At 71.5% G+C, this 18618-nt stretch carries 17 protein-coding genes; 11 read left to right on the top strand and 6 right to left on the bottom strand.

Going from position 1 to position 18618, the window contains the following annotated elements:
* Positions 1-138: 138 nt before the first annotated feature.
* From AC31A1_RS07600 to AC31A1_RS07575, 6 genes are all read left to right on the top strand, one after another.
* Positions 139-1536, top strand: a complete 1398-nt coding sequence (locus AC31A1_RS07600) for a C39 family peptidase (RefSeq protein WP_489652488.1) — start codon at positions 139-141, stop codon at positions 1534-1536.
* 116 nt (positions 1537-1652) lie between these two features.
* Entirely contained in the window at positions 1653-1799 is a 147-nt protein-coding gene (locus AC31A1_RS07595) for an SCO1431 family membrane protein (protein ID WP_489652487.1), read from the top strand.
* A gap of 65 nt (positions 1800-1864) precedes the next feature.
* Positions 1865-2524, top strand: coding sequence for a TetR/AcrR family transcriptional regulator (locus AC31A1_RS07590; protein ID WP_489652486.1), 660 nt, complete (start codon positions 1865-1867; stop codon positions 2522-2524).
* A 232-nt stretch (positions 2525-2756) separates the two neighbouring features.
* Positions 2757-3938, top strand: coding sequence for an acyl-CoA dehydrogenase family protein (locus AC31A1_RS07585; RefSeq protein ID WP_489652485.1), 1182 nt, complete (start codon positions 2757-2759; stop codon positions 3936-3938).
* Positions 3939-4514: 576 nt separating this feature from the next.
* A complete protein-coding gene (locus AC31A1_RS07580) occupies positions 4515-5615 on the top strand; it encodes an Rv3169 family protein (protein ID WP_489652484.1) in 1101 nt (366 codons plus the stop codon).
* A gap of 312 nt (positions 5616-5927) precedes the next feature.
* Positions 5928-7022: a phosphotransferase family protein gene (locus AC31A1_RS07575; RefSeq protein ID WP_489652483.1), complete on the top strand. Its 1095-nt coding sequence runs from the start codon at positions 5928-5930 to the stop codon at positions 7020-7022.
* Positions 7023-7032: 10 nt separating this feature from the next.
* Here the strand turns inward: AC31A1_RS07575 and AC31A1_RS07570 are convergent, their stop codons facing one another.
* On the bottom strand, positions 7033-7467 hold the full coding sequence (locus AC31A1_RS07570) for a hypothetical protein (RefSeq protein ID WP_489652482.1): 435 nt from the start codon (positions 7465-7467) through the stop codon (positions 7033-7035).
* Between the two features lie 269 nt (positions 7468-7736).
* Between AC31A1_RS07570 and AC31A1_RS07565 the strand changes: the two genes are divergently transcribed.
* The 4 genes from AC31A1_RS07565 (at position 7737) to fxsA (ending at position 11801) form a co-directional block, all read left to right on the top strand.
* Positions 7737-8177 carry an Lrp/AsnC family transcriptional regulator gene (locus AC31A1_RS07565; RefSeq protein WP_026150833.1) on the top strand — a complete coding sequence of 147 codons (441 nt, stop codon included), beginning with the start codon at positions 7737-7739 and terminating at the stop codon, positions 8175-8177.
* Positions 8178-8224: 47 nt separating this feature from the next.
* Positions 8225-9826 (top strand): amidohydrolase, encoded by a 1602-nt coding sequence (locus AC31A1_RS07560; protein ID WP_489652481.1) that lies wholly within the window; start codon positions 8225-8227, stop codon positions 9824-9826.
* 532 nt (positions 9827-10358) lie between these two features.
* The gene (locus AC31A1_RS07555; RefSeq protein WP_489652480.1) at positions 10359-11171 is read left to right on the top strand and encodes a polyprenol monophosphomannose synthase; all 813 of its coding nucleotides are present in this window, start codon (positions 10359-10361) and stop codon (positions 11169-11171) included.
* A gap of 72 nt (positions 11172-11243) precedes the next feature.
* A complete protein-coding gene (fxsA, locus tag AC31A1_RS07550; protein ID WP_489652479.1) occupies positions 11244-11801 on the top strand; it encodes an FxsA family membrane protein in 558 nt (185 codons plus the stop codon).
* A 105-nt stretch (positions 11802-11906) separates the two neighbouring features.
* Here the strand turns inward: fxsA and AC31A1_RS07545 are convergent, their stop codons facing one another.
* The 4 genes from AC31A1_RS07545 to yczE all read right to left on the bottom strand — a co-directional run bounded on the left by AC31A1_RS07545 (position 11907) and on the right by yczE (position 15380).
* Complete coding sequence (locus AC31A1_RS07545) at positions 11907-12281, bottom strand: RNA polymerase-binding protein RbpA (RefSeq protein WP_003977404.1); 375 nt, start codon at positions 12279-12281, stop codon at positions 11907-11909.
* A gap of 255 nt (positions 12282-12536) precedes the next feature.
* Positions 12537-13886 (bottom strand): MFS transporter, encoded by a 1350-nt coding sequence (locus AC31A1_RS07540; RefSeq protein WP_489652478.1) that lies wholly within the window; start codon positions 13884-13886, stop codon positions 12537-12539.
* Positions 13887-13926: 40 nt separating this feature from the next.
* Positions 13927-14694, bottom strand: coding sequence for a glycerophosphodiester phosphodiesterase family protein (locus AC31A1_RS07535; RefSeq protein ID WP_489652477.1), 768 nt, complete (start codon positions 14692-14694; stop codon positions 13927-13929).
* The gene (gene yczE, locus AC31A1_RS07530; RefSeq protein WP_489652476.1) at positions 14691-15380 is read right to left on the bottom strand and encodes a membrane protein YczE; all 690 of its coding nucleotides are present in this window, start codon (positions 15378-15380) and stop codon (positions 14691-14693) included. The genes AC31A1_RS07535 and yczE overlap by 4 nt, the downstream gene beginning before the upstream one ends.
* Before the next feature lie 64 nt (positions 15381-15444).
* Between yczE and AC31A1_RS07525 the strand changes: the two genes are divergently transcribed.
* Complete coding sequence (locus tag AC31A1_RS07525; RefSeq protein WP_489652475.1) at positions 15445-16944, top strand: SCO1417 family PLP biosynthesis transcription factor; 1500 nt, start codon at positions 15445-15447, stop codon at positions 16942-16944.
* 72 nt (positions 16945-17016) lie between these two features.
* On the opposite strand, the gene AC31A1_RS07520 is transcribed toward AC31A1_RS07525, so the two are convergent.
* Positions 17017-18609, bottom strand: coding sequence for a hypothetical protein (locus AC31A1_RS07520; protein WP_489652474.1), 1593 nt, complete (start codon positions 18607-18609; stop codon positions 17017-17019).
* Positions 18610-18618 lie beyond the last annotated feature (9 nt).

The following is an 18618-nucleotide window of genomic DNA, read 5'->3' as shown; positions in this document are numbered from 1 at the left end:
CCAATATTGGTGGGTGTGGCGAGGTTCGAAGTGCTGGCAGCGGAGTGCCCTGTGTGTTCATAGTGGGCGCACAGTCGTCCATTGGATCTGTCCCGACTGGATCTGTCCCGACTCGGAACACCCGGGGGTCTTCCGCCCATGAGCAGAGCCGAACAGCCGTCCCGCAGAACCGTCCTGGCCGCCGCGGTCGCCGCCGCGGTGGTCGCCGGCACGGGCCCCGCGGCCGCCGACACCGCGACCGCCACCGACACCGCCGACTCCGACCGGGCGCCGACGCTTCTCGACGCGCGGCCCCGCGAGGGAACCCCGACGGTCGACAACCGTGCCTGGACCACCTACGCCGACTGGCGCCGCGGCGCCGCCCAGGGCACCCGCGCCGTCGCGGGCCCCCGCCCGGGCCTCGCGATCGGCGCCGCCGTCGGCCGCGTCGACTACGCGGACCCGCACACCGGCAAGACCGCCAACTGGGAGTACGCGACCTGGACGTCCCCCGTCCACAAGCTCTCCGTCCCCGCGACGGAGACCATCGCCTCCTGGAACGCGGACACCCCGGCCGGCACCTGGATCCAGATCGAGCTGCACGGCACGTACTCCGACGGCACGGACACCCCCTGGTACGTGATGGGCCGCTGGGCGGCCGGCGACCAGGACATCAAGCGGACCTCCGTCGACGACCAGACGGACGGCAAGTCCACGATCTGGACGGACACCTTCGCGATCGACGACGCCACGACAGGCCTGCGCCTCGCGTCGTACCGACTCCGCCTGACCCTCTACCGCAAGCCCGGCACCAAGCACACCCCCACCGTGTGGCGGCTCGGCGCGATGGGCTCCGACGTCCCGGACCGTTTCACGGTCCCGGCGTCGACTCCCGGTCTGGCGCAGGAGCTGATCGTCCCGCGGTACTCGCAGGAGATCCACGTCGGCCAGTACCCGGAGTACGACAACGGCGGCGAGGCCTGGTGCAGCCCCACCTCCTCGCAGATGATCATCGAGTACTGGGGCGGCCGGCTCACCCCGGAGCAACTCGCCTGGGTCGACCCGACCTACGCCGACCCGCAGGTCGACAACGCGGCCCGCTTCACCTACGACTACCAGTACCAGGGCTGCGGCAACTGGCCGTTCAACGCCGCCTACGCGGCCACGTACAAGGACCTCCAGGGCGTGGTCACCCGGCTCGGCTCGCTCGGCGACCTGGAGACGCTGATCGCGGCGGGCATCCCGGCCATAACGTCCCAGTCGTTCCTCAGCAGCGAACTGACCGGCGCGGGCTACGGCACCTCCGGCCACCTGATGACGGTGATCGGCTTCACCGCCGACGGCGACGTGATCGCCAACGACCCCAACTCGCCCAGCGATCCGGCCGTCCGCCGCGTCTACAACCGGCGCGAGTGGGAGAACATCTGGCTGCGCACCAAGCGGTACAACGCCTCCGGCAAGCTCTCCTCCGGTACCGGCGGTGTCTGTTACCTCTACTTCCCCGCGCACCCGACCGCCCGCCAGCGCAAGGCCCTCGCGGCGGTGGGCGTGCGCTGACCCCGTGCCGGAGACCGAGGTCCCTGTGACCAAGGTCTCCGGCGCAGAACCCGACAGGGGTGGCAAGGTGGACAGAACGGGGGAGTCCACCGCACATCCGACCTCTGCGAGCCACCATGACCGCACACTCAGCCAGCGCCGCCCGCGCCCGTACCCGCACCGGCGGCCCCAAGGGCGACGGTCCGAAGATCGTCGAGCACATCGTGGGCTGGACCCTTGTCGTGGTGATCGCGATGCTTGTGACCCAAATCGGCCTGCTGTGACCTGACACATACGCGACCTGCCATACTGCGGTTGACCCAGCCCAGTTGGAGAGCCAGAGTCGAAATTGGAAATCAGTCAGCAGCGTGACGTCCCACGTCCCAGGGCGCGCGGTACCGAGCGTTCCTTGGCGCGCCGCGCCGAACTCATCACCATCGGCCGGAAGTTGTTCGCCGACACGTCCTACGACGCGCTGTCCATGGACGACATCGCGCGGCAGGCGCATGTCGCCAAGGGGCTGATCTACTACTACTTCCAGTCCAAGCGCGGCTACTACCTGGCGATCATCAACGACTCGGTCGCCGACCTGGTGACCTTCGCGGCGAGCGGTCTCGAACTGCCCCAACTGGACCGCGTACAGCGGACGATGGACAGCTATCTGCGCTGGGCCGAGCACAACCAGGCCGCGTACCGCACGATCGTGAGCGGCGGCGTCGGCTTCGACACCGAGGTGCACGCGATCCGCGACGGGGTGCGCGCGGCGATCGTCGCGACCATCGCCGACGGGGCGTACGGCCGTGCCGACATCTCCCGGATCGCGCGCATGGGCCTGTTCGGCTGGGTGTGCAGCGTCGAGGGCGCGACGCTTGAGTGGATCAGCACCTCCGACCTCTCCCGCGAGACGATGCGCGAAATCCTCGTGAAGACCCTCGGCGGCACCCTGCGCGCCATCGAGGAGCTGGACCCCGCCCATCCGGCGCCGTCGCCCGCCCGCCGGGACGCCTGAATCCCAGCGGTTCCGGCCAGTTCCGGACGACCGGGCTATTCTTGAAGTAAGCGGTCGTTAACTGGTGACGCGAGACCTCCGATCGGGCATACTCACAGCGCAGAGCCGCTGGTCAGCCGCTTCCGAGACCCGGGAGTAGGAGCAGCGGCCGCATCCGTGCGGTACCCGGCCACGTCGCCTCGACCCCAGGCGTACGCCCGCCGATGTGCCCGACAGGGAGGAGAGCGTCGCCATGCCCGACCGAGCCCCGCAGCCGGTGGACCGGCAACTGCCCACGGACGAGGCCCGGGATCTGATCTCGCTGGCCCGCGACATCGCGCAGCGGGAGATCGCCCCGAGGGCGGCCGAGGAAGAGGACGCCGGACACTTCCCGCGCGAGATCTTCACCCTGCTCTCCCGGTCGGGACTGCTCGGCCTCCCGTACGACTCGGAGTACGGCGGCGGCGACCAGCCGTACGAGGTCTACCTCCAGGTCCTCGAAGAGCTCGCGGCGGCTCGCCTCACGGTCGGCCTCGGCGTCAGCGTCCACTCCCTCTCCTGTCACGCGCTGGCCAACTACGGCACCAAGCAGCAGCAGGTCGAACACCTGCCCGCCATGCTCGGCGGCGGACTCCTCGGCGCCTACTGCCTCTCCGAACCGTCCTCCGGCTCCGACGCGGCCTCCTTGCGCACAAAAGCGGTCAGGGACGGCGACGACTGGGTGATCGACGGCACCAAGGCCTGGATCACGCACGGCGGCATCGCCGACTTCTACACGGTCATGGCCCGCACCGGCGAGGACGGCGCGCGCGGGATCAGCGCCTTCCTGGTGCCCGGCGACGCGGCCGGCCTGAGCGGCGCGGCACCGGAGAAGAAGATGGGCATGAAGGGCTCGCCCACCGCCCAGGTCCACTTCGACGGCGTCCGGGTCCCAGACGAGCGCCGCCTCGGCGAGGAAGGCCAGGGCTTCGCGATCGCCCTGTCCGCGCTGGACTCCGGCCGGCTCGGCATCGCGGCCTGCGCGATCGGCCTGGCCCAGGCGGCACTTGACGAGGCGGTGGCCTACGCGAGCGGCCGGCAGCAGTTCGGGCGCCCGATCTCCGACTTCCAGGGCCTGCGCTTCATGCTCGCCGACATGGCCACCCAGATCGAGGCGGGCCGCGCCCTCTACCTCGCGGCGGCACGGCTGCGCGACGCGGGCCGCCCGTTCGCCAAGCAGGCCGCCATGGCCAAACTGCACTGCACCGACACCGCGATGAAGGCCACCATCGACGCCGTCCAGGTGCTCGGCGGCTACGGCTACACCGCGGACTTCCCGGTCGAGCGCTACATGCGCGAGGCCAAGGTCCTACAGATCGTCGAGGGCACGAACCAGATCCAACGGATGGTCATCGCCCGCCACCTGGCGGGTCCAGAAGCCCACCGAACCGGCTGACGCCGGAGGTCTGTTCGGAGCCTCGGGCCGCGGACGCGGCGCCCGGCTCCCGCGTCTTGGCCACGCCCTCTCCGGCCTGCCCGGCCCAGCGGCCGACGACGCGGGGGAGGGGAGCACACGTCCGCGGCCCGAGCCGCCGGCTGCCGGCGTCCCCGGCGTGAACAACCTCGTGCGGGAGCGCCCCATCGCCGGTCAGGCGCCGTCGGTCCCCTCCGACCTGACCCACCGGGCAAACCCTGCGGGCGGCGCCGCCAGCCGAGCCCACTCCGGGTCGTGACGCCCCGGCAGGGTGCGGCCCCGCTCGGCCCAACTCCGCATCAGGTCACGGTAGATGGGCGGGTCCTGGGGCTGCGGCGGTGCCGGGGGAACCGATTCTGCGGGTACGGGGACGAAGATCCGGCGCTGACGCCCGGTCGGCGCATATGTGGGGGTCATACCGAGGCAACGGAAGGGCATGTCGACAAGTCACCGGCTCCGGTAATCGAGCGTGAGTTCACCGGCGTACAGGTCACGGCTATGGCGACCGCACGCCACCTGACGTACCGTCACCTCCACTGTCCCCAGGGGAGGTTAGCCGTGGCAGACGACCGTCCCGTGCCCCTCGACGAGTACCCCGTGCACCAGGTACCCCTGTCGATGAAGCACGTCGCGACCGGCGACCGGAACGCCTACGACCGCTGCATCTTCCACGTGTTCGACCACGAGGGCCGCGCCCTGCTCATCCTCGGCCTCGGCGTCTACCCCAACGTCGGGGTGACCGACGCCTACGCGACCCTGCGCACCGGAGACGAACTCCACGCGGTCCGCGCCTCGGACGCCCTCGGCGACGACCGCATGCACCTCGCCGTGGGCCCGCTGCGCATCGAAGTGGAGGAGCCCCTGCACCGTCTCCGCCTCCGCTGCGAGGACAACTCCCTCTCGTACGACCTCACTTGGACAGCGGAATTCCCCGCCCTCTGGGAGCCCCACCACGTCCAGTACCGCGGCGACCGGCTCACCCTCGAAGGGCGCCGCTTCGTCCAGGCGGGCGGTGTGGAGGGCGTGATCCGCGCCGGCGACGAGGAGTTCCGGGTCTCCGCCGGCGGCTGGACCGGTACCCGCGACCGGAGTTGGGGCGTGCGGCCCATCCCCGGCGAGGAGGGCGGCCGGCTCGCCGAGGACCACCCCACCGAGGGCTTCCACTGGATCTGGTGTCCGGTCCGCTTCGAGGACCGCTTCCTCATGGTCATCGTCCAGGAGGACGCCGACGGCTACCGCACCCTGAACGAGGCGACCGTCGTCCGCCCCGGCCACCGCGACCGCCAACTCGGCTGGCCCCGGGCCGAGATCACCTACCGCTCCGGCACCCGCCACCCCGAGCGCGCCCTTATCCACCTCGGCGACGCACGCAAACCGCAGGAACTCGACGTCGAGATCCTGACCTCCTCACCGCTGGCGATCGGCGCCGGCTACCCACCCGCCGACGACTGGCAGCACGGCACCTGGCGCGGCCGCGCCTGGACCGACCGCCGCACCTACGACCTCACCCGACCCACCCCGCTCGCCGCCTACGGCGTCACGGATCACGCGGCCCGCTTCCGCCTGGACGGTCAGATCGGCCACGGCATCTTCGAACACGGCTCCTTCGGCCGCCACGACCCGAGCGGCTTCACGGGCTTCGACTCGCTTGCACCGTAGGAGAGTTGAGACATGGCGACGGCACCCCGCCCGCGCACGACCACGCGTGCCCCGGAGGAATTCGCCTGTCATTCGACGGTGTGGTGCGATTCCCGCTCGTTCGGCGCCGCGCCTGTCGGTCTTACCGGCTTCGACTCGGCAGCATCGCAAGGGAGTTGAGACATGGTGACGGCACCCCGCCCGCGCACGACCACGCGTGCCCCGGAGAAGCTCGCCTGTCGTCCGACGGTGTGGTGCGAGTCCCGTTCATTCGGTGCCGCGCCCGTCGGCTTTACCGGCTTCGACTCGGCAGCACCGCAAGGGAGTTGAGACATGGCGACGGCACCCCGCCCGCGCACCACTACCCGCGACCCCGAGGAACTCGCCCAGCGCCTCACCGCCTGGCTCGACGCCCGTCTGCCCGGGGCCAAGGCCGTCGATGTCAGGGTCCCCGCGTCGAACGGCATGTCCAGCGAGACCCTGCTCTTCGACATTGAGCACCCCGAACCACCGTTCCGCGCCTGCGCGTTGAGGCTCGCGGCCGACCCGGCGGCGTACACCGTCTTCCCGGTCTACGACCTGCCGCGCCAGTTCCGCACGATGCGCCTGGTCGCCGACCGTACGGACCTTCCGGTACCGAAGGTGCGCTGGCTGGAGGAGGATCCCGGGCCGCTCGGCGCGCCGTTCTTCGTCATGGAGCGCGCCGAGGGACGCGTACCGCCGGACGTCATGCCCTATACGTACGAGGGCAATTGGCTGCACGCGGCGACAGACGCGGAACGCGCACACCTGGAGGCCGCCTCGGTCGGACTCATCGCCCGCCTGCATGACCAGGTCCCGCTGTCCGAGGCCGAGTTCCTCACGCTCCCGGGCGACGGTGACGCCCTCCACCGCCACGTCGCATCCCAACGCGTCTACTACGAATGGGTGGTTGACGGACTCGCCCGCTCACCGCTCATCGAGAGCGCCTTCGACCGGCTCACGGAACTCTGGCCGGCCGACCCCGGCGACCCGGTCCTCAACTGGGGAGACGCGCGCATCGGGAACGTCGTCTACGACGGGTTCGATCCCGTCGCCGTCCTCGACTGGGAGATGGCGGCCCCGGCCCCGCGCGAGGTGGACCTCGGCTGGACCGTCTATCTGCACCGCTTCTTCCAGGACCTGACGGTCGCCTTCGGCCAGCCGGGCCTGCCGGAGTTCTTCCGCCGGGACCGGGTCGAGGCGCGGTACGCCGGACTCACCGGCCACACCCCGCGCGACATGGACTTCTACACCCTGTACGCGGCCCTGCGGCACGCGATCGTGATGCTCCGTGTCGCCTACCGGCAGGTGCACTTCGGCGAGGTGGCCGTTCCGGCGGACCCGGACACACTGATCCTGCACCACGGCAGCCTGCGGGCCATGGTGCAGGGCAGCTACTGGGGTTGAGCGAGTGCGCTCAGGCGGCGGGGCGCATGACGGGCACCCGCATCGGACGCGAGCTGGGGCCGCCGACGTGCGAGAAGGGCTGCGTCCGCCAGTCGAGGCCCTGAGGGAGCGTCAACAGCAGCGCGGTGTCCTGCTCCTGGGGTTCCGCGGTCTCGTCGGCGGAACGGGCGTCGGCCGCCTCACGACCTGTGCCGGCGCAGACCGTCAGCCCGAACGGGTTCCACGGCGAGGCGCACAGCGCGTGCTCCGGCAGGACCTCCTCGTCGGCGAGGAGCGCGATGGGCTGCACGCAGTCCGGGCAGATCACCCGGTACATCTCGAAGGTGTCGTACGCGTCGAGCTCGTCGGCGTCGAAATCCTCGGATTCGACGCCCTCCGGCTCGGAGTCGACGACGAGCTGCGGCCGCTTGGGCGCGGTGCGTCCAGGGCGCTTAACACTCTGCATGGGTTTCTCCCCCTACTGGGCTGGGCCGTGAAGGCGCTGCGGCCTCGACCACAGCAAGCACTTCCCGTCCCGTCTCCGCGGTAATCACGAGACCATCACGGAGACCGTCCCGGGCCTGTGGCGTTCGTCACATGCCGCCCGCAGATGCCCGAGGCGGCGGTTTTGTCCCCGGCCGTCACACGGGTCGCTCTCCGCCACATCACGAACCGGGTATGACCTGCGCCGCTGAGGTATCGGAGGAGATCAGGCGCACTGTAGGTTCTTGCGTCATGGAGGAGCTGGACCGACAAATCGTGCAGCTGCTCGTCAAGGACGGGCGGATGAGCTACACAGACCTGGGCAAGGCCACGGGCCTGTCCACGTCGGCCGTGCACCAACGGGTGCGCCGGCTGGAGCAGCGGGGCGTCATCCGCGGGTACGCCGCGGTCGTAGACCCGGAGGCGGTGGGCCTGCCCATGACCGCCTTCATCTCGGTGAAACCGTTCGACCCCAGCGCCCCCGACGACATCGCGGACCGCCTCTCCGACGTCCCCGAGATCGAGGCCTGCCACAGCGTCGCGGGCGACGAGAACTACATCCTCAAGGTGCGGGTCTCCACCCCGCACGAACTGGAGGAGCTGCTGGCCCGGCTGCGCGGCCTGGCAGGCGTGTCGACCCGGACCACGGTGGTCCTCTCGACGCCGTACGAGGCCCGCCCGCCCCGCATCTGACGGACCTGCGTGCGGGGCGGCGCCGGTGAGGCGCGAGACTGTTCCCCATGAGTGAGCGCACCCCCGAGCCGTCGACCGTCCTGCTCCGCCGCGGCGAAGTCCACAGTCCCGCCGACCCTTTCGCGACCGCGATGGTCGTGGAGCGCGGCCAGGTCGCCTGGGTCGGCTCCGAGGGCGCCGCCGACGCCTTCGCGGACGGTGTCGACGAGTTGGTCGACCTGGACGGCGCGCTGGTCACCCCGGCGTTCACCGACGCACACGTCCACACGACGGCCACCGGCCTCGCGCTCACCGGCCTCGACCTGTCCGACGTGCCCTCCCTGGAGGCGGCCCTGTCCCTCGTCCGGGACTTCGCCGCCGCCCGCCCGGCCGACCGCGTCCTGCTCGGCCACGGCTGGGACGCCGCCCGCTGGCCGGGGGGCCGCCCGCCGACCCGCGCCGAACTCGACACGGCGACCGGCGGACGCCCGCTCTACCTCTCCCGCATCGACGTCCACTCCGCGGTCGTCACCACGGCCCTGCTCGACCTCGTCCCCGGCCTCGACGCGTTCGACGGCCCCCTCACCGCCGACGCCCACCACTCCGTCCGCGCCACCGCGCTCGCCGCCATCACGCCGGAGCAGCGCATCGAGGCCCAGCGCACCGCCCTGGCCCACGCTGCCTCCCTGGGCGTCGGTTCGGTCCACGAGTGCGCCGGGCCCGAGATCTCCTCCGAGGACGACTTCACGGGCCTGCTGCGGCTCGCCGCCGAGGAGCCGGGGCCGCGCGTCGTCGGCTACTGGGCCGAGCAGGACGTGGCGAAGGCGCGGGAGCTGGGCGCCGTAGGAGCGGCGGGTGATCTTTTCGTCGACGGGGCTCTCGGGTCGCACACGGCCTGCCTGCACGAGCCGTACACCGACGCCGGGCATGCCGGGATCGCGTACCTCGACTCGGACGCCGTCGCCGCCCATGTCGTCGCCTGCACCGAGGCGGGCCTCCAGGCGGGCTTCCACGCCATCGGAGACGCGGCCGTGACCGCGGTGGTCGACGGTGTCCGGGCAGCCGCGGAGAAGGTCGGCCTGGGCCGCGTCCGCGCCGCCCGTCACCGGGTCGAGCATGCCGAGATGCTCACCCCGGAGACCATCGCGGCCTTCGCGGAACTGGGCCTGACCGCTTCCGTGCAGCCCGCCTTCGACGCGCTGTGGGGCGGCGAGGAGGGCATGTACGCCCAGCGGCTGGGCGTGGAGCGGGCGCGTGCCCTGAATCCCTTCGCGGCCCTGCTGAGGGCCGGTGTGCCGCTCGCCTTCGGCTCCGACAGCCCGGTCACGCCGGTCGACCCGTGGGGGGCGGTCCGCGCCGCCGCGTTCCACCGGACGGCTGAACACCGGGTCTCGGTGCGGGCCGCGTTCACCGCGCATACGCGGGGCGGCTGGCGGGCCGTAGGACGGGACGACGCGGGTGTTCTGGTCCCGGGCGCGCCCGCCGACTACGCCGTCTGGCGGACCGACGCCCTGGTGGTGCAGGCGCCCGACGACCGGGTCGCGCGCTGGTCGACCGACCCGCGCTCCGGCACACCCGGACTGCCCGACCTGACGCCGGGCGGCGAGCTCCCCGTCTGTCTGCGCACCGTCGTGGGCGGACGGACGGTGTTCGTACGGCCGGGCGAGTGATCTCCCGGGGTGGCGCGCCCCCGATCCTCGGCCGCCGCTCCGTCGCGCGACCTGCGCGTCCTCTGCCCCGACCAGCCGGTTGAGAGAGAAAGGCCAGGTCAAACGACTGTTGACAGGCGGCCGCAGGGGGCCGGTAGGTTCGTCCGAGTCCACCACCGGACGCCCGACCGGGGAACCTCCGAGCAATCGCCGAAGCGCCGCTGGGTCAGGGTCGGTGTGCCGCACCGGGCACCGTCACTGGGAGCCAGGCTCAGCGCCCGCGCCACGACGAGGGAACGTTCCGGCCGGTCGGCTGGTGTGACCCGGGTGGGGCCCGGACGTCCAGTAGACAACGGCCTTGGTCGACCCGCAGCCGGCGGGTCCCAGGTCGGCCCGAAGGGCGCCGGGCCCCCATCCGCAGTACACGGGTGCCAAAAGGGGCAGTCTTACCCCGTTCTTGTCGAATCGACACCACCGTACGAACGACGTGGCACGTCATCGCAGGCCGCGGCCACTATGGTGGACGCCTGCGTACGGACATGAAGGGGCAGCAGTGAACGACGGCGACGGAGCCCTCGCGGCACAGGCCCAGGGGCGGAAGTTCGGCCCGCTCGGCACGGCCTTGGTGATCATTCCGACCTACAACGAGGCGGAGAACATCAAGTCCATCGTCCGTCGGGTGCGGAAGTCGGTCCCCGAGGCTCATGTCCTCGTGGCGGACGACAACAGCCCCGACGGCACCGGCAAGCTGGCCGACGAGCTGGCGGCCGAGGACGAACAGGTCCAGGTGCTGCACCGCAAGGGCAAGGAAGGCCTCGGCGCCGCCTACCTGGCGGGTTTCCACTGGGGCATGGACAACGGCTACGGCGTCCTCATCGAGATGGACGCCGACGGCTCCCACCAGCCCGAGGAGCTGCCCCGGCTGCTCACCGCGCTCAAGGGCGCGGACCTGGTGCTCGGCTCCCGCTGGGTGCCCGGCGGCCGGGTGGTGAACTGGCCGAAGTCCCGCGAGTTCATCTCCCGCGGCGGCAGCCTCTACTCGCGCGTGGCCCTCGACCTGCCGCTGCGCGACATCACCGGCGGCTACCGCGCCTTCCGCCGCGAGACCCTCGAAGGCCTCGGCCTGGACGACGTGGCCTCCCAGGGCTACTGCTTCCAGGTCGACCTGGCCCGCCGCGCAGTCAAGGCCGGCTACCACGTCGTCGAGGTCCCCATCACCTTCGTGGAGCGCGAACTCGGCGACTCCAAGATGAGCCGCGACATCCTCGTCGAGGCCCTGTGGCGGGTCACGACGTGGGGCGTGGGCGAGCGCGTCGGCAGACTCCGCGGCCGCGGCAACCCCGGGAGAAAGCCGTCACAGCCGTAGCCCTACGACTTCACAGGCCTCGTTGATCGTCCGCTTATCCCGCCCTGAGCCGGGCCCAGGCACACTGGACGTATGACGACTGGCGCACCCACCCCTTCCTCCGCCGCCCGGCCTCCGCGTTCCCGGCTGCGTACGTTCCTGCCGTTGGGCATCGCCGTGTGGCTGGTGCTGGAGATCTGGCTGCTGACGGTGGTCGCGGGCGCGTCGAGCGGGCTGACGGTCTTCCTGCTGCTGCTCGCCGGGTTCGTGCTCGGCGCCGTGGTGATCAAGCGGGCGGGCCGGCGGGCCTTCCAGAACCTGAGCCAGGCCGTGCAGCAGGGCACCGCCCCGGCCAGCGGCGGTGGCAGCGGCCTGATGATGCTCGGCGGCCTGCTGCTGATGATCCCCGGGCTGATCTCGGACGCCCTGGGCCTGCTCCTGCTGATCCCGCCGGTCCAGAAGGCCCTGGCGCGCTACACGGAGCGCGTGGTCGAGCGGAAGCTCCGCAAGGCCGCCCCCGGCACCCTGGGAGATGCCTTCCAGCAGGCCCGTATGCACCGCCCGGACGGCAAGGTCGTCCAGGGCGAGGTCATCCGGGACGAGCCCGCGGGCGACGCCCCGCAGGGCCCGCGCCCGCCGCTCGCCCGCTGACCCGGTCGCGGACAGGCAAAAGCGCGGGCGCCGTACAGATTCGTACGGCGCCCGCGCTTACTCGCTTTGTGCCTTGTGCGGTAGAACCGCCCCGCACCTTCAGGACTAGGCCGACTTGCGGCTGTCCCTCGGGTGAACCGCGATATTCATCGCGCCGGAACGGAGAACGGCAAGACGCTCCTCAAGGACCTCTTCGAGTTCCTCGCGGGTGCGCCGTTCCATCAGCATGTCCCAGTGGGTACGCGCGGGCTTGGCCTTCTTTTCCTCAGGGCCGTCGCCGTCGACCAGGAGTGCCTGGGCCCCGCAGACCTTGCACTCCCACTCCGGCGGAATCTCCGCCTCGACCGAGAAGGGCATCTCAAAGCGATGTCCCTTCTCGCATGCGTACTCCACGGCCTGGCGTGGTGCCAGGTCGATACCGCGGTCCGTCTCGTAGCTGGTCACCACGAGGCGCGTGCCGCGAAGAGCTCGCTCACTCATGAATCGTGCCTCCCGGGCTTGTCGCCCACAGGACAGGTGTCGCTGTCGTCGTCATCCGGTCAACGTCCGGTCGGCGGTAAAGATTCCCGTACGGGGTCATGCGTCGCCGTCGTAGCCGCCCCTTGTTGTACCCACCAGCGCCCGGTTTGTCACATCTACTAGCAGATGTCACCTAGCGATTCGTCATCTTTGACGCGCAGTAACGGTACGCCAGGCAGGCCAAACGCGTACACTACCGCCCTTTCGCCTCCAGCGCTAAATCCTCTCGGGAAGAGGATTCCCCGCGTCGCCGATCGCCCGCGCCACCGGAACCCGTGCGAGCAGCACGAATCCCACCACGAAGAAGACCACCAGGGAGATGATCGCGTCCCGGTAACTTCCGGTCAGCTGGTAGGTCACCCCGAACAGAAGCGGGCCCAGCCAGCTCATGCCCCGATCGCTCATCTCGTACGCCGAGAAGTACTCGGCCTCTTTCCCGGGCGGCACGAGATGGGAGAACAGGGACCGGGACAGCGCCTGGCTGCCGCCCAGGACGAGGCCGATCCCGGCGGCCAGCACGAAGAACCAGACGGGCGCGCCGGCGGGCAGGAAGTACCCGGCGGCCAGCGTCACCGTCCACGCGACCAGCGAGCCGAGAATCGTCCGCTTGGCCCCGTACGTCCGGGCGAGTCGCCCCATGCCGAGCGCGCCCGCCACCGCGAGCACCTGGACCATCAGGACGGCCGTGATGAGCGTGGACTGGCTCAGGCCCAGCTCCTCCGAGCCGTACACGGATGCCTGGGAGATCACCGTCTGGATGCCGTCGTTGTAGATCAGATAGGCGAAGAGGAAGGACAGCGTGAGTGGTTTGCCGCGCATGTCCCTGACGGTCGCCGCGAGCTGCCGCCAGCCCTGAGCCGTCGGAGCCTCGGACGTCGTACGGCCGCGGTCGCGCAGCCGTTTGAGCGGTACGAGGGTGAAGGCGCCCCACCAGATCCCGGCCGAGGCGAGACAGATGCGCACGGCCATCGACTCGGAGAGGCCGAATGAGTCGTGGGCCGTGAAGAGGATCAGGTTCAGGACGAGGACGAGGGAGCCCGCGGCGTAGCCGAAGGCCCAGCCGCGGGAGGAGACCGCGTCGCGCTCCTCCGGAGGGGCGATCTGCGGAAGGTAGGAGTTGTACACGACCATCGAGACGGCCACCGACGAGTTGGCGACGATCAGCAGGAAGCCGCCGAGCAGATAGCGGTCGCCGTCCAGGAAGAACAGGCCCGTGGTGGCGGTCGCGCCCACATAGGCGGCAAGCGCCAGGAGGGGTTTCTTGCGGCCCGTGCGGTCGGCCGCCGCGCCCGCGAGGGGCATCACCAGGATCGACACGATGACGGACGCTGAGACGGTGTAGGCGAAGAAGGACCCCGCCCGGACCGGTATCCCCAGGGGATGCACGAACCCGTCCGGGTCCGCCGCCGACTTGGCGACCGAGGTCAAGTAGGGGCCCAGGAACACGGTGAGCACGCTCGTCGAGTAGACGGAGCAGGCCCAGTCGTAGAAGTACCAGCCGCGCTGCTCGCGCCGCCGCTCGGCGGCCTCGTCGGCCGCCGGTGACCGCAGGGTGTCGGTACCCACCCGTGCCCTCGCTTCCCCGTGAACGCGTCGCCCCGGGGGCTCAGGCCCAGACGCCCCGCTCCACCATGACCTCGCGCAGTGTGTCGATGTGATCGGTCATGATGCCATCCACTCCCAGGTCAAGGAGCCGGTGCATGCGATCGGCCTCGTTGATGGTCCACACGTGGACCCGCACCCCGCGCGCGTGGGCGGCGCTCACGAAGCGGCGGTCGACCACGGGGACGCCGGACTGCTCCTCGGGCACCTGGGCTGCGACCGCCGAGCGGCGCACCGGGAGAGGCGCGCCCCAGGACCGCAGCCGCAGATTCAGTACCCCGCGTGTGCCGAACGACGTGGCCAGGCGCGGCCCGGCCAGGTGCTGGGCGCGGACCACGCGCTTCTCGGAGAAGGAGCCCACGAGGACGCGGTTCCAGGAGTCGGTGCGCTCCAGCAGGTCCAGGAGTGGACGGAGTGCGGGCTCCGCCTTGATGTCGACGTTCCAGCGCACCTCGGGGAAGGTCTCCAGCAACTCCTCGAAGAGGGGCACCGGTTCCCTGCCCGCCACGCGCGCGTGGCTCACGTCCGACCAGAACAGATCCGCGATCCGCCCGGCGCCGTCGGTCACCCGGTCCAGGGTCTCGTCGTGGAAGGCGACGAGTTTCCCGTCCGCCGTGGCGTGGACGTCGGTCTCGATGTACCGGTAGCCGAGCTCCACCGCGCGGCGGAACTGGAACACGGTGTTCTCCAGGCCGTCCGCCGCCCCGCCACGGTGGGCGAAGGGGATGGGGCCGGGGTGGTCGAGGTACGGATGACGTATGAGCGTGGTCACCGGGGCAGTATCGCCCGTTCCGGTGACCCGGTGACTACGACCGTGCTGCCGCCGGATGCCGACGGGACGGCGAACACGCGCAGGAACAGCTGGGCCAGCGGTCCGATCGCCACGGCGTACAGCAGGGTGCCGATGCCGACGGTGCCGCCGAGCGCGAAGCCGGCGGCCACGACCGCGACCTCGATCACCGTCCGCATCAGCCGGATCGACCGGCCCGTGAGCCGGTGCAGCCCGGTCATCAGCCCGTCGCGGGGTCCCGGTCCGAAGTTCGCGGAGATGTAGAGCCCGGTGGCGGTCCCGTTGAGCAGGATGCCCGTCAGGAGCAGTGGAATCCGTACGGCCAGACCGTGCGCGTCGGGCACCAGCGCGAGGGTGCCGTCCATGGCCAGGCCGGCCACGAACACGTTGGAGACCGTGCCGAGGCCCGGGCGCTGGCGCAGCGGGATCCACAGGAGCAGCACCGCCGCGCCCACGATGATCGAGACGACGCCGATCGTCAGGCCGGTGAGTTCGGCGAGGCCCTGGTGCAGCACGTTCCAGGGCTCCAGACCCAGGCCCGACACCACCAGGAGCGCCGAGCTGGTGCCGTACAGGGCGAGTCCGACGTACAGCTGGACCAACCGTCGTCCGAGGCGGCTCTGCGTGGACAAAGGGGGCTCCCTGGTGGTGGTAGTGGCCTGACACATGGCACTCTGTGGCTTGAGAACGAATGCCATCCATGGCCAATTCAGGGAAGGTGGACTGGTTTCCATGGCGCAGTGGACCTCGGCGATGGGCGCCGCGCAGCTCGCCCGGCTGCTCAACTCCCAGCAGGACCGGCCCGCCGGACCCGGCACCCGCCGGCCGCCCGCCTATCGCGCGCTCGCGGACGGCATCCGGCTGCTCGTGCTGGAGGGGCGCGTCCCGGTGGCCGCCCGGCTGCCCGCCGAGCGGGAGCTGGCGCTCGCGCTGTCCGTCAGCCGCACCACCGTCGCCGCCGCTTATGAGGCGCTGCGCACCGAGGGGTTCCTGGAATCGCGGCGCGGGGCGGGCAGCTGGACCGCCGTACCGGCCGGAAACCCGCTCCCCGCGCGCGGGTTGGAGCCGTTGCCCCCGGAGGCCCTCGGTTCGGTGATCGACCTCGGCTGCGCCTCGCTGCCCGCGCCCGAGCCGTGGCTCACGCGGGCCGTGCAGGGCGCCCTGGAGGAGCTGCCGCCGTACGCCCACACGCACGGCGACTATCCGGCCGGGCTGCCCGCGCTGCGCGCGATGATCGCCGAGCGGTACACCCTGCGCGGGATCCCGACGATGCCCGAGCAGATCATGGTCACCACCGGTGCGATGGGCGCCATCGACGCCATCTGCCACCTCTTCGCGGGGCGCGGCGAGCGGGTCGCCGTCGAGTCGCCCTCCTACGCCAACATCCTTCAGCTGATGCGGGAGGCGGGCGCCCGGCTGGTGCCCGTGGCGATGGCCGACGGGCTCTCCGGCTGGGACATGGACCGCTGGCGTCAGGTGCTGCGCGACGCCGCGCCCCGGCTCGCGTACGTCGTCGCCGACTTCCACAACCCGACCGGTGCCCTCGCCGACGACGACCAGCGGCGCCAACTCGTCGACGCGGCCCGTTCGGCGGGCACCGTGCTCGTCGCCGACGAGACGATGACCGAGCTGTGGCTGGACGACGACGTCGACATGCCGCGCCCCGTCTGCGGCTTCGACCCGGCGGGTTCGACGGTGATCACCGTCGGCTCCGCCAGCAAGGCCTTCTGGGCGGGCATGCGCATCGGCTGGGTCCGCGCGGCCCCCGACGTCATCCGCAGCCTGGTCGCCGCCCGCGCCTACGCCGACCTCGGCACCCCCGTGCTGGAGCAGCTCGCCGTCAACTGGCTGTTCAGCACCGGCGGTTGGGAACAGGCCGTCGACATCCGGCGCGCTCAGGCCCGCGAGAACCGGGACGCGCTGGTCGGGGCGCTGCGGCGGCAACTGCCCGACTGGGAGTTCGAGGTGCCCAAGGGCGGGCTCACGCTGTGGGTGCGCACCGGCGGACTGTCGGGCTCACGGCTCGCGGAGATGGGGGAGCGGGTGGGCCTGCGGGTCCCGTCCGGGCCGCGCTTCGGCGTCGACGGCGCCTTCGAGGGGTATGTGCGCCTGCCGTTCACCGTGGGCGGCGCGGTGGCCGAGGAGGCGGCGGTACGGCTGGCCGCCGCGGCCCGGCTGGTGGAGAACGGGGTCACCGGGGGCGGCGATTCGCCCCGCACGTTCGTGGCGTAGACGAGTCTCCAGGTGCCCGGTTCCGGCGCGGGCGGGTGACTTCCGGCCCCGCCCGCACCGACCCCCGGGCTGTTACGAAGTCTCCGCCACTGCGGCCTCGACCGCCGCTTCCGCGGGGAGCGCCTCGGTGGGCAGGGTCTCCTCCGCGTCCACCGGTGTCGTGTGCGGCGGGAGCAGGGCCAGGACCGCCTGGCGATGCGCGTCGTTCGTCGCGTCGTCGTACGGGTCCGGGGTCGCCGGGACCTGGAGGCGGTGGACGGGGCCGTTGCCGAGCCGGGCGTAGCCGCGGCCCGGGGGGACCTGGGCGATCGGCGTGGTGTGCGGGGGAACGCCCAAGACCGCCTCCAGCTGGGCGGCGGTGGCGGGGCCGAGGACGACACGCGCGCGTGTGTGCTGTCGTACGGCGTCGCTGAGGGTGTCCGCGCTGTCGAACTGGTCGGCCACCACCACCGTCACATTGGCCGCGCGGCCGTGTCGGAGGGGGACCTGGAGCAGGGACTGCGGGTCCTTGCAGCCGTCGGCCGTCGCCACGTGGGCGAAGGCGCTCGGGCGGTCCAGGATGATCCACAGGGGGCGCCTGGTGTCGTCCGGTGCCGGTTGGCCCGACTGGCGGGCGCGGTTGGCCGCGATCAGTCGGCGCTCCGTTTCGTGGGACGCCCACTCCAGGCTGGCCAGGGCGCCGGCCAGCCCGCACTCGACCGCGAGGACCCCGTCCCGGCCGGTGAGGCACGCGTACTCGCCGGTGCCGCCGCCCTCGACGATCAGGACGTCGCCGTACTGGAGGGCCTGTAGGGCGATCGAGCGCAGCAGGGTGGAGGTGCCGCTGCCGGGCTGGCCCATGACCAGCAGGTTCGGCTCGGTGGAGCGGATGCCGGTGCGCCAGACGACCGGCGGGACGTCGCGCTGTTCCTCACCGTGGGTGAGGGGGAGGGTGCGGTGGACCTGGGTCGGGTCGGTGAAGCCCAGCACGGTCTCGCCGGGGGCGGTGACGAAGCGCTGGGCGGCGATGTCGGTGGGGAGCGGGGCGAGGACGCCGATCGTGAGCTGGTTGCCCTCCTCGTCCCACGCGAAGTGGTACTCCCGGCCGCGGCCGGACTTCGCGGTGAGCAGCTGCTCGATGCGCGCGCGGGAGTCGGCCTCGCCGTCGGTGAAGTACGCCGGATAGCGGACGACCAGATGGGAGATCCGGCCCGCGCCGTCGAACTCGTAGGCGGGGAACGCCTTCTCCCAGTCTCCGCCGTGGGCGAACAGGGGCGCCGGGTCCTCGGCGGCCGAGAAGTAGGGCACCAGCGCCTCGTAGAGGGACTGGAGGCGCTGGGTCTGGGACTCGTCGGGCCCTTCGGGTGCCGGCGGGGTGTGGTCCCGGCCCTGCCATGCCGCCGCCGCCATCAGGGTGATGGCGGCGAGCAGCGGGCCGTACGGGACCAGGGCCACGACCAGGATCACCGAGGCCACCAGGAAGAGCAGCGGCCCGCGCTTGTCCTTGGGGGTCTCGGCCCATCTGCGCCGGCCGGCGGATGCCAGCCGGCGCAGACCCTTGGTGATCGTGATCAGCGGATGGAGGACATCGGTGGCGCTGTCGGCCGCCGTCCGGGCCAGCTCCCGGCTCCGGGCGATCTGGGCGGTGCCGTTGCTCAGGATGCGGGGGAGGGGGCGCCGGGCCACTGCTGTCTC

The sequence above is a fragment of the Streptomyces sp. P5F9 genome (genome assembly GCF_057961495.1).
Note: the sequence above shows the minus strand (reverse complement) of the source record. Positions and strands in the feature narration are given on the sequence as shown.